This window comes from Priestia sp. 179-F W1.4 NHS, from assembly GCF_045369295.1.
Lineage (GTDB): Bacteria > Bacillota > Bacilli > Bacillales > Bacillaceae_H > Priestia > Priestia zanthoxyli.
In genome coordinates, this window is sequence record NZ_JBIQFF010000001.1 from 1,755,198 (window position 1) to 1,771,271 (window position 16,074).

The 16,074-nt window shown below is 37.8% G+C and carries 14 protein-coding genes; 13 read left to right on the plus strand and 1 reads right to left on the minus strand.

The window, feature by feature from the left end:
* Window positions 1–56: 56 nt before the first annotated feature.
* Window positions 57–209, minus strand: a complete 153-nt coding sequence (locus tag ACH0CI_RS09560) for a YflJ family protein (protein ID WP_080743170.1) — start codon at window positions 207–209, stop codon at window positions 57–59.
* A 149-nt stretch (window positions 210–358) separates the two neighbouring features.
* On the opposite strand from ACH0CI_RS09560, the gene ACH0CI_RS09565 reads away from it, so the two are divergent.
* From ACH0CI_RS09565 to ACH0CI_RS09625, 13 genes are all read left to right on the plus strand, one after another.
* Window positions 359–1,222, plus strand: a complete 864-nt coding sequence (locus ACH0CI_RS09565; RefSeq protein WP_406901311.1) for an alpha/beta fold hydrolase — start codon at window positions 359–361, stop codon at window positions 1,220–1,222.
* 347 nt (window positions 1,223–1,569) lie between these two features.
* Window positions 1,570–2,913, plus strand: coding sequence for a copper amine oxidase (locus ACH0CI_RS09570; protein ID WP_406901312.1), 1,344 nt, complete (start codon window positions 1,570–1,572; stop codon window positions 2,911–2,913).
* Window positions 2,914–3,019: 106 nt separating this feature from the next.
* On the plus strand, window positions 3,020–3,982 hold the full coding sequence (locus ACH0CI_RS09575) for a class F sortase (protein WP_335707033.1): 963 nt from the start codon (window positions 3,020–3,022) through the stop codon (window positions 3,980–3,982).
* 230 nt (window positions 3,983–4,212) lie between these two features.
* The gene (locus ACH0CI_RS09580; protein ID WP_406901313.1) at window positions 4,213–5,751 is read left to right on the plus strand and encodes an AbgT family transporter; all 1,539 of its coding nucleotides are present in this window, start codon (window positions 4,213–4,215) and stop codon (window positions 5,749–5,751) included.
* 264 nt (window positions 5,752–6,015) lie between these two features.
* On the plus strand, window positions 6,016–7,242 hold the full coding sequence (locus ACH0CI_RS09585) for an ammonium transporter (protein ID WP_028412855.1): 1,227 nt from the start codon (window positions 6,016–6,018) through the stop codon (window positions 7,240–7,242).
* Window positions 7,243–7,256: 14 nt separating this feature from the next.
* A complete protein-coding gene (locus tag ACH0CI_RS09590; protein WP_013057611.1) occupies window positions 7,257–7,619 on the plus strand; it encodes a P-II family nitrogen regulator in 363 nt (120 codons plus the stop codon).
* A 762-nt stretch (window positions 7,620–8,381) separates the two neighbouring features.
* Window positions 8,382–9,557, plus strand: a complete 1,176-nt coding sequence (locus ACH0CI_RS09595) for a branched-chain amino acid ABC transporter substrate-binding protein (RefSeq protein WP_406901314.1) — start codon at window positions 8,382–8,384, stop codon at window positions 9,555–9,557.
* 81 nt (window positions 9,558–9,638) lie between these two features.
* The gene (locus ACH0CI_RS09600; protein WP_406901315.1) at window positions 9,639–10,625 is read left to right on the plus strand and encodes a branched-chain amino acid ABC transporter permease; all 987 of its coding nucleotides are present in this window, start codon (window positions 9,639–9,641) and stop codon (window positions 10,623–10,625) included.
* A 9-nt stretch (window positions 10,626–10,634) separates the two neighbouring features.
* Window positions 10,635–11,921 (plus strand): branched-chain amino acid ABC transporter permease, encoded by a 1,287-nt coding sequence (locus tag ACH0CI_RS09605; protein WP_033579415.1) that lies wholly within the window; start codon window positions 10,635–10,637, stop codon window positions 11,919–11,921.
* 12 nt (window positions 11,922–11,933) lie between these two features.
* Complete coding sequence (locus ACH0CI_RS09610) at window positions 11,934–12,731, plus strand: ABC transporter ATP-binding protein (protein WP_335708045.1); 798 nt, start codon at window positions 11,934–11,936, stop codon at window positions 12,729–12,731.
* Window positions 12,728–13,435, plus strand: coding sequence for an ABC transporter ATP-binding protein (locus ACH0CI_RS09615; RefSeq protein WP_335708046.1), 708 nt, complete (start codon window positions 12,728–12,730; stop codon window positions 13,433–13,435). The genes ACH0CI_RS09610 and ACH0CI_RS09615 overlap by 4 nt, the downstream gene beginning before the upstream one ends.
* Before the next feature lie 299 nt (window positions 13,436–13,734).
* A complete protein-coding gene (locus ACH0CI_RS09620) occupies window positions 13,735–14,643 on the plus strand; it encodes a hypothetical protein (protein WP_335707252.1) in 909 nt (302 codons plus the stop codon).
* A 217-nt stretch (window positions 14,644–14,860) separates the two neighbouring features.
* Entirely contained in the window at window positions 14,861–15,958 is a 1,098-nt protein-coding gene (locus ACH0CI_RS09625; protein WP_154973683.1) for an acyltransferase, read from the plus strand.
* The last annotated feature ends 116 nt before the right edge of the window (window positions 15,959–16,074 follow it).

Below are 16,074 nucleotides of genomic sequence, written 5' to 3' on the forward strand. Positions count from 1 at the left end.
GTTCGTTTTTTTATTAGGACAAACGTAGGTTTCATTTCGTTATGTCTCAACCTCTTTTAGCCGTTGATTTTACCTTGTTCTATAAGCTCAGCATGTAAATTACGAAGAATGTAGGTTTTATAACTTTCTAGCTTTCTTCCATCGATTTTAGATATATTGGCCGCTTTTAACTGCTGAACAAACCAGCCCTTTGAATAGATATGAGCCATTGTTAATCACTCCTTCAAAAAAATCCACTCTAAATAATTAACTATATTCATAAAAAGAACTAAAAAGAAGTGAACGAAGCAAATGAATTGACGTTCATTTTTTACAGCGTTATACTGCTCTACAGCTACATAAAAGGAGGAAATGAACAATGAGCAAACAGTATATAAACGTAAATGGCGTTAATTTGCACTACATAAGCAAGGGACAAGGAGAGCTTATGCTATTTCTTCATGGGTTTCCTGACTTTTCGCATATTTGGCGACACCAGATAGATGAATTTTCTAATGATTTTCACACAGTTGCTCTGGACTTAAGAGGATATAACTTATCTGAAAAGCCAAGCGGACTAAAATCATACGAGATTGATGTATTAGTAGAAGATATTCGCCAAGTGATTGAAGGCCTAGGATATAGCTCCTGCACGCTAGTTGTACACGACTGGGGAGCAGGAATCGGATGGACATTCGCTTATCGCTACCCGGAATATGTACAAAAATTAATTGCTTTTAACGGTCCGCACCCTTATACATTTATGCGTGAGCTTAGAACAAATAAAAATCAGCAAAAAGCAAGTGAGTATATGAAATGGTTTCAAAAACAAGAAGCACAGGACTATATGGAACGAGACAACTTCTCAGGTTTGCGTAAGCTTGTGATCGACCCAGGTGTAAAAAAAGGATACCTAACAGCTGATGATGTTCAAGCATACATGAACTCTTGGAAAAATGGCTCTGTGCTGTCCATGCTAAGTTATTACCGCAATTTAAAGATTTTCACGGAAGAAGACCTTCGAAGAAAATCTTTGTTTCCGTTAGAAGAAGAAGTGTTAAACATCCCGGTACAAATTATTTGGGGAAATCAAGATCCTACTTTTATGCCTGAAAACTTAGATGGTATTGAAGAGTATGTGCCAAACATATCTGTTCACCGATTAGCTGAAGCATCTCATGCCCCTCAGCATGAAAAGCCTCAAGAAGTAAACAGCGTGATGTGGAATTTTTTAAATAAGTAAAGAGAAAAAGAAAGGTTTCCTTTAGAAACCTTTCTTTTTCTTTTGAATTTAAAATAATTTTTAAAAAAGTGATCTAGCTGAACAAAGCGTTCGTTAGATAAGTAGAAAGGGAAGGAATTCTTGATGAAAATGACATCTTAAAAAAGTTTTAAAAAAGTGATCCAAGGTCATTCGCCAATCGTTTAGTAGATAGAAAGAGAATACTTCCTAAAAAGAGTCATTAAATACGGGAGAACATGAAGGTAAAATATAAAGAATATTCAAAACGTTCAATCTATTTAATGATTTAAGATGTAGTAAGAATGAAAAAAGTAGCGTACATCAACTAAAAATGAGGAGAGTGGAAAATGATGAAATTAAGCAAAAAGTTAATGATCCCTGTACTAGGAGCTTCACTATTGATGCCCACAATTGCAAACGCAGAGGAAGCACAACCAACGGCAGTAACAAAAGCTGCAGATTTACGAGCGAACTTAGACTACTTATTATCTGAACACTTTACGCTTGCCGTTGCCGCTATGACAACAGCCTATGACGGTTCTAAAGACGCTGACGCTGCGTTTAAAGCATTGGACCAAAATGCCGTTGACATGGAGCCTGCTATTGCGTCTGTCTATGGTGATAAAGGAGCATCTGAATTTGAAAGAATTTTCAGAGAACATAACAATTACACAGATGATTTTGTAAAAGCAACAAAAGAAAATGACAAAGAAGCCATGGTTGAAGTAGATAAAGAAGTAAATCAATTCGTAAATGAATTTGCTAAGTTCTTAAGTACTGCTACGGAAGGCAAACTACCTGAAGATGCAGCAAAAGAAGCGCTTCGCGTACATGAAGACCAAGTAAAAGAAACATTTGAAGATTATGTAGCAGGTGACTACGAAGCGGCCGCTAAAACATACCGCGAAGGATATCAGCAAATGTTTGCCATTAGTAAAGCGTTATCAAATGCAATCGTAACGCAAATGCCCGATAAATTCGACAATACCAAAGTAGATACACCAGCAGCAGATTTACGTTCTTCATTAAATAGCTTAGCAGCAGAACATTTTGCTTTAGCAACAATGGGAATGGAAAAAGGGTTCAACGGTTCAAAAGATTACGACTATGTTAGCTGGTTAGAAAATGCTAACACAGCAGATTTTAAAGCTGCAATCGGTTCAGTATATGGCGATGAAGGGGCTGCACAATTCGAAGAAATTTGGCAAGGAGATCACATCAATGCCCAAGCTGAACTAGTAAGTGCACAAGTAAAAGGCGATGAAGCAGGAGAAAAAGCTGCTAAAGACAAGCTCCATAAATTCGCGCAAGAATTTGGTGCATTCTTAGGAACAGCAACAGATGGAAACCTTCCAACTGCAGACGCACAGGCAGCGATAAAAGCACATGAAGATACGGTTATTAAAACATTTGAGCAATATGCATCCGGCGACTACGCTGGAAGTTATGATACGTACCGTGAAGGGTATAAATTAATGTTTGGTGTCGGCCAAGCTTTAGGTGAAGCGATTGTAAAACAAAATCCCGATAAGTTTGCTGAGACAGCTATGCCAACAGATATGCCGAAAACAGGTATGGGCGGGGCATCTGAATCAACGATGAACCCACTAACAGCGATCTATGTTGCACTAGGTTCGTTAGCTGTATTAACAGCTGGAGTTATTTTACGCAAGAAACCAGTAAGCAAATAATATTTTTTCTCCTTTTCCTTATGAATTACAAGTCAAGAGTCCTAAAAAAAGAAGAGAGGTTGTTCTCTCTTCTTTTTTATAAACAGCTGTGAAACGAGGTGACGATGTGAAAAAAGCGATTGTTCTCGCCTACTGTATATTAAGTTTAGTCCTGCTTGTTAGCGGCGGACTATATTTTAAAGAACAAATGGTAGAAGCAAAAGAAATGAAGCAACAGAATGCAGCTAAGCAAAAAGAAAAAGAAGCACAATCAAAGGATTTAAAAAGCCGGGTAACGCTTGAAGAGGAATTTGCTGTATTAAAAAAGCATAAAACAGAAGCCAAACAGTTAAACAAAGAATTCAAAGGAATTATTCCTGCAAAAGTGTCCATTCCAGCTATTCATGTGGAGGCTTCAATTGAACAAGTAGGGTTATTAGACAGCGGTGAAATGGCAGCGCCATCTACAGAAAATGGAGTTGCTTGGTTTGAACCAGGAGCTAAACCTGGCGTAAAAGGAAATGCTGTACTAGCAGGACACGTAGACAGTAAAACCGGCCCTGCCGTCTTTTACAATCTAAAAAACTTAAAAAAAGACGATGAAATTACCGTAAGAGATGCACAGGGGACCACGCTTACCTTTGTTGTTAAACGTACAAAAAGCTATCCGCGAGATAAGGCACCTTTAAACGAAATTTTTGGGTACAGCAACAAACGTAATTTAAATCTAATTACGTGTACAGGCACGTTTGACCGTGCAGAAGGAACCCATCAAGAGAGGTTAGTTGTATATACAGAACTAAAAGCTGACCAAGCAAAAGAATTGGAGCGTGAAGCAACTGCACCACAAACTCCCACACATGTAAAGATGAGCGGTAATTTGCTTACGTGGTACGCGGTACGAGAAGGCAATATTATCGGTTACCGAATTTATAAAAAGAACCCAGGCGGAACATTTGTCCATATTGGCAGCGTTTCGGAATTTGAGCGAAAAAGCTTTGCCGACTCCGACGCATCTCAGTCTCGTTATTATGTAACAGCTGTTAACGAGTCAGGAAAAGAGTCTGCCCCATCTAGTATAGCGAAATAACAAAAAGCTCTCTTCAAACGGAGAGCTTTTTGTTATTTTTGATTGTCGATTCAAAAGATATCTTCTGGCTTTCTATTTATCTAAATGCTATTAGTTTTAATAGATAAATAAAAATTCCTTAAAAATAATACTTGAATAATATAAATATTCAGATTATTATGTACTAATAGTCTTTTTGGTAATTAAAAGGAAAAAAACAAAAAGAATCTAAAAGAAAAGGGAGAGAAAGTATGGCACAACCTAATTTGCAAACAGAGCAAAAATCACATCCAACAACCTTACTAGACAAACTATTAGGAAGAGTAGAAGCATTCGGAAACAAACTACCCGATCCTTTTATTTTGTTTGTATGCTTAGCGCTTATTATCGTATCAGCGTCTGTTGCTATTAATAGTATGGGAGTAACAGTGGTCCATCCGGGTACTAATAAGACTCTTCCAATTAAAAGTTTGTTGTCGCATGAAGGCATTCAGTATATCTTAACATCGATGCTGAACAATTTCACTGAATTTAAGCCCCTAGGACTTGTACTTGCTATGATGCTTGGAGTCGGACTTGCAGAAAAAGTAGGTCTGCTTGAAGTGGCCATAAAGAAAACGATTTTAAATGCTCCAAAAGCTCTTATTACATACGCCATCATTTTTACAGGGATTATGGCCAACTTAGCCGCAGATGCTGCTTTTGTCATCGTGCCTCCGCTTGCCGCAATGATATTTTATACAGTAGGAAGACACCCGCTTGCTGGATTAGCAGCAGGATTTGCTGGGGTGGGATCAGGCTTTACAGCGAATCTTATTATATCCGGAACCGACGGATTGTTATCAGGTATTTCTACTGAAGCTGCTAAAACAATCGACCCAAGCGCTGCTGTCAGTCCTGCAGCGAACTGGTACTTCATGGCGGCTTCTGTATTCGTTTTAACTATTATAGGAGCGATCGTCACTGAAAAGATTGTAGAACCTAGACTGGGTAATTATAAAGGGAAAAAACGCAATGATTTTGGTGAAATCAGTGAGGTAGAAGCAAAAGGATTAAAAAACAGTATCGTTGCTACATGTATTTATGTCGTTGTACTAGCTGTTTTCTTATTTTGGCCCAACTCTCCTCTACGAAATGAAGACGGCGGAATTGTTCCATCTCCTTTTTTAGATGGTATCATTCCGATTACGCTGCTGTTTTTTGTGGTAGTTGGCTCTGTTTATGGAATAACAGTAGGGAAAATCAAAAGTTCTAGAGATATACCTGCTTATATGACTGATTCGATGAAAGATATGGCTAGCTATATTGTCCTTATTTTTGCCGCCGCTCAATTTATTGCTTACTTTAATTGGACTAATATTGGAACGTGGATTGCAGTAGAAGGAGCGGATGCATTAAAAGCACTAAATCTAACTGGACTTCCAGTTGTGGTTGGTTTTGTATTTTTAACTGTGGTTCTAAGCCTTCTTATTTTTAGCGGCTCTGCTCAATGGGCACTAGAAGCACCTATTTTTATTCCATTATTCATGCTGTTAGGATACAATCCTGGATTTATTCAAGCAGCTTACCGAATAGCGGATTCGTCTACGAATGTAATCACTCCTTTAAATCCATACATGATTGTCATTTTAGCCTTTATGAAAGAATACGAGCCGAAAGCAGGACTTGGAACCATCATTTCACTTATGCTTCCTTATACTTTAGCCTTCTTAGGAATTTGGATTGTAATGTTGATTGTTTTTGCTGTATTCGGTATTCCTTTAGGACCAGGTGTATATATGTATTTGTAAAAAAAATCCTCTTCTTGGAGTAGAAGAGGATTTTTTATGTCAGAAATTCTAACACACACAAATAATATTGCAGCTTCTGTGTACATAGAAGAATAAATAACAAAAAGAAAAGAGTTTTAAAAACAAAAGTTTTCTGAATAAATTTGCAAAAAGTAGTTGCTAAATACATATAAATCAAATATGATAGTAAACATAACGAGATATGTTATATAATCTAACATTGAATTTAGGGGTTATTTATTCGTACTTAAGGGGGAAATCATCATGCAAATGGGCGATTCAGTATTTATGTTTTTTTCGGCATTATTGGTTTGGATTATGACACCAGCTATTGCATTGTTTTACGGAGGCATGGTTCGAAGTAAAAACATGTTAAGTACCGCGATGTATAGCGTAGGTTCCTTAGCTGTCATATCTGTTCTTTGGATAGTAGCTGGCTATTCTCTAGCATTTTCGACCGGTGGCAATGCTTTTATTGGAAACTTGGACTGGGTGGGATTAAAAGGCGTTGGATTCACTCCAAACGGGGACTACAGTGCAACGATCCCGCATAACATGTTTATGATGTTTCAACTAACATTTGCTGTGTTAACAGTAGCTATTATCTCTGGTGCTTTTGCAGAGCGCATGAAGTTTTCAGCATTTATCTTATTTGCTATCCTATGGTCATTATTTGTATATGCACCCGTTGCACACTGGGTTTGGGGAGTTGGCGGATGGCTTCGTGAACTAGGAGCTATTGACTTTGCTGGCGGAAACGTCGTTCACATTTCATCAGGTGTAGCAGGATTAATTCTAGCTCTTGTTGTTGGAAAACGAAAAAATGCCGATGCTGCAGCACCTCACAATTTACCGCTAACTCTTTTAGGCGGAATGCTGATTTGGTTCGGGTGGTTTGGATTTAACGTTGGAAGTTCCTTAACTATTAACAGCGTTGCAATGACGGCTTTCATTAACACGAATACAGCGGCAGCAACAGGAATTATCGGCTGGCTTGTAGTAGAGTGGATTATTAATAAAAAGCCTACGCTTCTTGGAGCCGTTTCGGGAGCGATTGCTGGACTTGTAGCTATTACACCAGCTTGTGGATTCGTTACACCGTTTGCTTCTATTGTAATTGGTTTTATCGGCGGAGCAGTTTGTTTCTGGGGTATCTTCTCACTTAAAAAGAAAATCGGTTACGACGATGCGTTAGATGCATTTGGTCTTCACGGTATTGGGGGAACATGGGGAGGTATCGCAACGGGTTTATTTGCCACAACTTCTGTAAATGATGCCGGCGCGAATGGTTTATTCTACGGAGATCCAAGTCTACTATGGAAACAGCTGGTGGCTATCGTAGCAACGTATCTATTTGTCGGCATCGCTACCTTCATTATTGTTAAAGTGGTTGGGTTGGTAGTATCTCTACGCGCAACACAAGAAGAAGAAACGCTCGGGCTTGATATTACGCTGCACGGTGAAAGAGCGTATCACGAATCGAATATGTAAAAGGGGTGGGCACAGTGAGTGATGTTTTAACAAAAATTGAAATTATTACGCGCCCTTCAAAGTTTGAAGAGCTTAAGCAAGAACTAGCAAAAATTGGCGTGAGCGGTATTACGGTTACAGATGCGTTAGGATGCGGATTGCAAAAAGGCATTACGGAACTTTACAGGGGCGTCAAAAAACAAGACAATATGCACGCCCGAATTAAAGTGGAAATTGTGGTCTGCGAAGTTCCCGTATCCGACGTTGTTGATAAAGCAAGAAAAGTACTAAATACAGGTCAGCCTGGAGATGGGAAAATATTTATCTATGAATTAAAAAATGCGATTAAGATCCGAACAGGGGAAGAGGGATCACAGGCATTACGAAACAATAGTTAAACTCGGGGAGAAGCGGAAAACAAAGGGTCATAAAAAGAGGCTGGGACAAAAGTAGTTTAGCCTAAGTGAAAAACGAACCACTCATCAACATATTTAATGAGTGGTTCGTTTTTTTTGTTTTTTGTGATGATGTCTATCGTTTTATTTGTTTCTTTCCTTCTAGTAGTTGATTGCAGGGCAAGGCGGAGACCCCGCAGGAGCACAAGCGACGAGGAGGCTCAGCGGCCGCCCGCGGAAAGCGAAGCCCTGCACAGAAATCAACTGCGGTGTCATAAGCCGGCCAGCCCATGTATCTCATTTGTCCGTCTTTCGGTTAGATTCATTTCGTTATGTCTCAACCTTTTTTAGGTTGAATAGTTACAAGGCATGTTTCCTTATGGTGACATGCTTTTTTGTTATATATACGGCCAAGGAGTATATCGCAAAAACCAAGTGAATATAATTAAAATTATTTTTATAAAATTAAGAAAATTATAAAAATACGTGTCATTATTACTGACAAGTTTGGTAAAATAGTGCTGTTTATCCTTTTATAATAGTAAAAAATGACTATAATTTTACTTTTATTAGTTTCTCTCTGTATAGGAGAGTGAATCTATTATGAAAGGATGTGACAATCAGTGTACATAAACAGCAAGCTTTTTTACCGTTTTCAGAAATGACATTTGCCGAAAAGATAGAAAGCGTTCTAGACGCGAACAAAGGGAGGGAAAATCGTTATAAAAGACTAGCCGCTATTACGCGTTTTATAACGATTACTACATGCTAAGTAAAAAAATGTTATCCATTTTAGCAACAACGGTCTTATCAGTAGGATTTGTAGCTGGCTGTGGCAGCAACAGTACATCAGGAGAAGATAAAGGCAGCAATGTTATTAAAATTGCTACGCAAAGCCCTTTGTCAGGAGGTAGTGCAACGTTAGGTGAAGCGATCAAACTGGGAGCTCAGCTAGCTCTTGATGAAGAAAAAGATACGTTTAAAAAATTAGGATATAAACTTCAGCTTGTGCCGTATGACGACCAAGGCGATCCTAAAAAAGGCGTAGCAAACGCTCAGTTAATCGGATCAGACAAAGCTGTCTATGGCGTAATAGGACATTTAAATTCAGGGGTTACCATTCCTTCATCTGAAACGTATGAGAAATACTCAATTCCAATGATTTCTCCTGCAAGTACAGCAACGGATCTAACAGACCGAAAGTTAAAAACAGTTAACCGCATTGTAGCCCGTGATGACTTCCAAGGGCCTGCAGGAGCGAAATATGCTGTTAAAGAGTTAAAAGCAAAAAATATTTTTGTCATTCAAGATAAAACAGCCTACGGACAAGGGCTTGCAGACGCTTTTAAAACAGCGGCTGAAAAAGAAGGGGCAAAAATTGTTGGATTTGAAGGAATTACAGTTGGAGAAAAAGATTTTAACGGTGTGTTAAATCAAGTCTCTAAAGAAAAGCCGGATCTTGTTTATTTTGGTGGTCTCTATGCAGAAGGCGGACTTTTAATTAAACAAGCTCGTGACAAAGGAATTACCGCTAAGTTTATGGGAGGAGACGGCTTAGACTCATCAACTTTGGTTGATATTGCTGGAGATGCTGTAAAAGATACGTATCTTACATCAGTAGCAGGCGATGCTTCCAAGACGCAATTTGCTAAAGATTATGAGAAGAAATTCAATAAAAAAGTAGAGTCATATTCTGTATACGGGTATGATTCCATGAAGGTTATGCTTCAAGGTATTCAAAAAGCAATTGAAGACAATGATAAAAAGCTTCCTTCTCATGAAGCAGTGCGTGATGCCGTACGAGGTATTAAAGAATACAAAGGAGAACTTACGCAGGTAGGATTTGATGAGAAAGGAGACAATAAATACGCTAAAATCTTTATCTATAAGTTTGACGCTCCTTCATACCCAGCTAAATTAGAAGGGGAAATCTCACAGTAAACCTTAGAAAAGAAAGGTATGGATGTTCCGTACCTTTCTTTTCTTAAAATTGATTTTATAGGACGAAAGGGACGAGGTTATATGTTTGCTCATATTATACAAACACTGCCGCAAGTGTTAATCGACGGACTAACATTAGGAGCTGTATATGCAATTATTGCCCTAGGTTATACGATGGTATATGGCATTTTAGAACTCATCAATTTTGCACACGGCGAAATTTTTATGTCAGGGGCCTTTATCGGAACCGCTATTTTAATAGGATTAACAGGCGTAGGTTGGATTGCAGCTTTTCCAGCTGTTGTGACGTTAATTTTAGTTCTTCTTATTACGAGTATTGCGACTGGGTTTCTTGGTATGGGAATTGAAAGAGTGGCTTATCGCCCCCTGCGCAAGTCTTCTAAACTGATTACACTTATTACAGCTATCGGAATGTCGTTTCTATTACAGGATTTTGTGCGCTTCATTACGGAACTTAAGAATGGTAATTATATTGTTAATACCCCTGCTTTATTTTCAGGAAAAGTATCGGTTAACGCTTCTTCTCTTTCATCATCATTTGATGATGCTACATTTAAAGTAACGTTTATCGTAGTGTTAATTGTTGCTCTTTGCTTAATGATCGGACTCGAAATTTTCGTCAATCGAACCAAATGGGGAATGGCAATGAGAGCCGTAGCTCAAGATTCCGATACGGCTTCACTCATGTCCATTAATGTAAACAAAGTTATTTCTCTTACTTTTTTTATTGGTTCGGCTTTAGGGGGAGCAACCGGCGTGTTATTTGCGCTTCATTACGGAACAATTGACCCTTACATTGGTTTCATATTAGGATTAAAGGCTTTTACAGCAGCAGTTTTAGGAGGAATAGGCAATATAAGAGGCGCAATGTTTGGAGGGCTAATGCTTGGCATTCTTGAAATGTTTGCAGCTGCGAATTTATCAACAATTACCGGCAATGTTTTAGGAGCAGAGTATAAAGATGTATTTGCATTTGCTATTTTGATTTTGGTGTTAATTTTTAAACCAGAAGGCTTATTTGGAAAAGCCGTTACAGAAAAAGTGTAGGTGATGACGATGAAAAAATTAATGAGTAGGCTTGAAGGAAACAAAAAGGCGCAAATCATTTTATTTTTTATATATGTAATTGCAACAAGCGGTAGTTTAATGCTTGCCCAAAAGTCCGTCGTCGCATTTTTACTTCTTTTATTTTCATTATTACTTCTGTACTTTATGTCTCTTTCTACTAAATTAAAATGGCTAATAGCAGGGGTCATTTTAATTGTGCTGCTTCCTTTTTCAGCTAGCCAAGGCCCTGCTTATGAATCATATATGGAAGTATCTACGCTAGTAGGCATTTATGTTGCTATGGCACTTGGGTTGAACATTGTAGTCGGATTGGCCGGATTATTGGATTTGGGATTTGTTGCTTTCTTTGCAGTTGGGGCTTACACGTATGGAATTTTCGCGACTAATCAAGCTGCTAATTTTATGCCTTTTGGTACGTACCCATTATCAGGAGAAAGCTTTTGGTTTTTTATTATTGCAGGGTGCCTAATAGCCGCTTTATTTGGAGTTTTGCTTGGTATACCTGTGCTGCGCGTAAAAGGAGACTATCTAGCTATCGTTACGCTTGGATTCGGGGAAATTATTCGAATTGTGTTTAACAATTTGGATAAACCGATCAATATTACAAACGGGGCAATGGGGCTGTCCTCCGTGACGCCGCCTTCTATTTTTGGGATTAATTTAGTATATCCAAGTCAGTTCTATTATGTAGTATTAGTCATCTTAGCTGCGGTTATTTTTATTGTACGGCGATTTGAATATTCTAAAGTAGGACGATCGTGGAAAGCGGTTCGTGAAAATGAAATTGCCGCTCAAGCGATGGGAATTCACCTTGTTAGAACAAAGCTGCTTGCGTTTGCTATTGGTGCATCATTTTCAGGCATGATGGGAGTTGTTTTTGCCGCGAAGCAAACGTTTGTCGATCCAACCAGCTTTACGCTGTTAGAATCTATTACGATTTTAGTGATGGTTATTTTAGGAGGAATGGGGAGCGTTCCGGGCGTCATACTTGGAGCAGCGGTTGTAACCATTCTTAATCTTCAAGTATTAACGGAGCTCACGGATTGGTTTAATCAGCTGAGCTTAAACGGAGTTATCTCTATACCGGATGCACTTTCGCCAGCTAAAATGCAGCGATTTATCTTTGGCGGACTTCTTATTTTATTTGCTCTATACAGGTCTCAGGGATTGCTTCCTGCTAAACAGCCTACGTTCGATTTGAAAGAGCTGAAAGAAGAAGCTGAAGAAGAAATACAGCCTGTGATTTCAACGGCTAAGAAAAACGTCAATCTATAGAGGTGAAAGAAATTGTCTATTTTAGAAGTGAAAAATGTAACCAAGACCTTTGGCGGTTTAGTTGCCAATCAAGACGTAACAATGGATATTCAAAAAAATTCAATAACAGCTGTAATAGGACCAAACGGCGCTGGAAAGACCACGTTTTTTAATATGGTGACAGGTGTTTATCAGCCAACCTCAGGTGATATTATGTTAAATGGTCAATCCATAACAGGGCTAAAACCTCACAGCGTATCAAAACAAGGGATTTCTCGGACATTTCAAAACATCAGGTTGTTTAGTAATATAACGGTTTTAGAAAATGTGTTAGTTGGGATGCACAACCATTTGAAAGCAACCACTTTTGAAACGCTGTTGAATTTACCTCGAGCAAGAAGAGCGGAAAAAACAGCTAAAAAAGAAGCGTATAAGCTGTTGGAATACGTTGGGCTAGAAGCTTTATATAACGAAGTAGCCACTAACTTATCATATGGAGCGCAGCGTCGACTCGAAATTGCGAGAGCGTTAGCTACTAGACCCTCACTGTTATTATTAGACGAACCGGCTGCTGGTATGAATCCGCGTGAAACAAAAGAGCTGACGGATCTTATTCACACGATACGAAGAGACCGGGAAATAACCATTTTATTAATTGAGCATGACATGAAGCTCGTCATGGAAATTTCTGATCATATTATTGTATTAGATCATGGAATAAAAATTGCAGAAGGAAATGCTGAACATATCCGTACGCACCCGAAAGTGATCGAAGCCTATTTAGGAAAAGGAGCGGCAGAGGAGATAGAAAGGAAGGAGAAAAGCACATGACTCTATTAAAGTTAACTGAAGTTGACACCTTTTACGGAGGAATTCAAGCGCTTAAAGGAATAACGATTGATGTAGAAGAAGGAGAAATTGTGACTCTTATTGGAAGCAATGGAGCCGGTAAATCTACCACACTAAAGTCCATTAGCGGTCAAGCTCCTGTCAAAGCAGGTAGTATCGTGTATAAAGGCACCCACATCACGAAATTCCCTCCTCACCAAACGGCCCGGCTAGGAATAGCTCACGTACCAGAAGGAAGAAAAATTTTCCCTAAGATGACGGTAAAAGAAAATTTAACGATTGGAGCCTTCTCACTTTCTAATAAAAAAATAATAGAAGAAAATATGGCTAGAGTATTCACATATTTTCCGAAATTAAAAGAAAGGCTGACTCAAAAAGGAGGAACGATGAGCGGCGGTGAGCAGCAAATGCTAGCTATCGGGCGAGCGCTTATGATGAACCCTTCTATGCTTATGCTAGATGAACCTTCTATGGGGCTTGCTCCCATCATTGTAGAACAAATATTTGAAATCATTATGGAATTAAATAAAAGCGGAATGACCATTTTACTCGTTGAACAAAACGCTTATCAAGCACTGCAAATCGCGCACCGAGGCTACGTGATTCAAACGGGAGAAATTATTTTGCAAGGAAAAGGACCGGAATTAATTCACAATGAAAAAATAAAAGAAGCTTATTTAGCTTAAAAAACAAACCGCATCGCGTTTTAACGCTGCGGTTTATTTTTGTTCACAGGGGACGATTTGGATAAAGCAGGTAAGCATTGCTATTATCTGGTTTAGTTTCTTAATTAAGTAGGGAACGTTTAAAATAAGATTATTGAATAAGTGAGTAATTAGATAACCTCCTAGATGAAAGGAATGCTTCAATTTAAAGCTTTTTCATAAAAAACAAAAAAAGTTGAAACTTTTTTCATCAAAAAACGTTTATAAAGTAATAGAAAAAAATGGGTACGGTTATTTACACTCAAAAAGGAAGTGAGAGCGTGGCGACGCTGAAAACTAATTATTTGACTGACTTATGCTTAATCTATAGAGAAAGTCAATTTTATGTAATGCAAATACCTAGTTTCTACAAAAAAATGGCTAGCAAATACTTTCAGTTTCAGCCCCAAGAAAAAATAATTGCGTATTTACACAGCTCTTTTATAGCAGGCCTAGATAAAAGAGGAATTTGCTTTACAAATAAGGGAATTTATTGGAAAAGCAGAGGGATGAAAAAAGGAAAAATGTTATGGGAAGAGTTCGCTAACATTCAATCCATTACCATTCGAAAAGAAGAAATGATCTGTTTTAATGACGTGGAGAAATTTCAAGTTAATCAAAACGATTACTCAGCTAGAAAGCTAGTATCTCTATTAAAAAAAATCAAGAAATTTATTCGCACTCATTCTCATGAATATATGTGTCAAGACTATATATATCCGTGTGTATCCTCAAAAGAATTAACTTCTATTTGTTCATCTTTTCAAATTCATCAAACACCTGATCCAAAAGATGTGTTGTCGGTAGAAGGACAACTATGTGAAGAAGTTGAAAAAGAAATGCGAAACAGGCTCTATTTACCTGCAAAAGAAAAAATTGTAGCTCATTTAAATACATATCCTCTTCAAAAAACCGAAGGGATTACCGTTTGTTCTAAAGGAATTTATTTCTCAAAATCTTTTAAAACAGTTTACTACCCTTGGCACTTATTTCGCCACGTGAGTATTTCGGTGGAAACGGAGGAATTAAAAATTGCTAAAAAACATTCGTTATCTCTCAACTCAGCTGTCTTATCAAGTGGGGAAGTAATGCTGTTTCTCAAACAAATTAAACAGCATGTGCAGGCTTTGCATGAAAAAGAAATCGATATTAAACAAGATAATAAGTTTGCATGGAAAATGTTAATTTAAAAAACAGGTTACCGGTAATCTGTTTTTTTGTTTTGTAGTTCTTTGGAATCATTTATTTGGAATATTGAAAGACATCATACAAGTAAACAAGACTAGAATATTGGAAGTTAAGAAAATTTTTCCATGACTATAAGGTTAATTTTACCAAAATGTCTTTTTCGTTTGGATAATTATGCTAAAATAGAGCTCGAGTTTATTTTAAGGAGCTGACAACAAGATGGAACGTAATTATTCAATTGATTTTATTAAGTTTTTTGCTACAGTGTTTGTGGTTTGTATTCATGTTAACCCATCACATGACGATTTCTTTTTAGGGAACCAGGAAAATGTGCTAGATGTCATTGTTGACACATTTGCACGATTCGCGGTTCCTTTTTTCTTTATTGTATCAGGGTATTTGTTTACGAATAAAATTCAAAAACATCCAAAACCTTCTGCATACTTAAAAAAATACACGTGGAATATTTCAAAGCTTTATGCATGTTGGTTCATCTTTTATTTATTGTTTGGTGTAGTTCTGCGCTTATTTCAGAACCACGGAACATTAGCAGAGCGAAAAGATGCAGTAGCTGATTATTTAACATCATCCATCACATTCAAAGATATCTTTTATTATGGAAGTGACACAAGCGGATTTCAGCTTTGGTACTTGATTGCGTTAATTTGGGCTGTTGTCATCGTTTTCTTATTTCAAAGATGGAAAAAGATCGGTTTATTAATGCTTATCAGCACCGTATTATATGTAACTGGGTTATTTGGACAGTCTTATTCTTTATTTTTTCCACTTTCTTTTCAAACGAGAGATGCCCTGTTCTTTGGTTTGTTCTATACAGTATTAGGAGCTATGTTTGCCCTTTATGGTAAGCAAATTCTGTCAGTATTAAACGTAAGGCCCATGATTTATTTAGCCAGCTTTTTTGTGTTTTCAGCGTTAGAGATCGCCGAGCGCTACTGGTTGGTCAATATCCAGCACAGCAAGCCCGGAGACTATTTTATTTCTACGATTTTTTTATCGGCATCATTGTTTTTATTCGTATTAAGCAGTCCAAGTCTTGGCAAAAACTCGTTTTTCTCAAAGGTTGGGAAAAATTCAGTTGGCATTTATGTCGTGCATATATGTATTTTAAATGAGACCTATCGATTGCTTCGTTCCATAGATTCTTCTTTCTTTACAAATAGTATCGTCGCATATGTACTTATCGTCCCAGCAGTTTTTTGGTGCTCGTACTATTTATACAGAGGGATTCAATGGACAAAGGGAAAGTTACATGCAAAGCCGCACAAACATTCGTTTACAAAGCTACAGCATAAATAAGAAAAGCACCGGAGCAAGGGACTGACCCCAAAGCTTCCGGTGTTTTTTTGATAAAAAATGAGTCATTTAAAACCTAATTGGCTTGAGCTTCGTCTAATGTATTGAAAAAGAGGTGA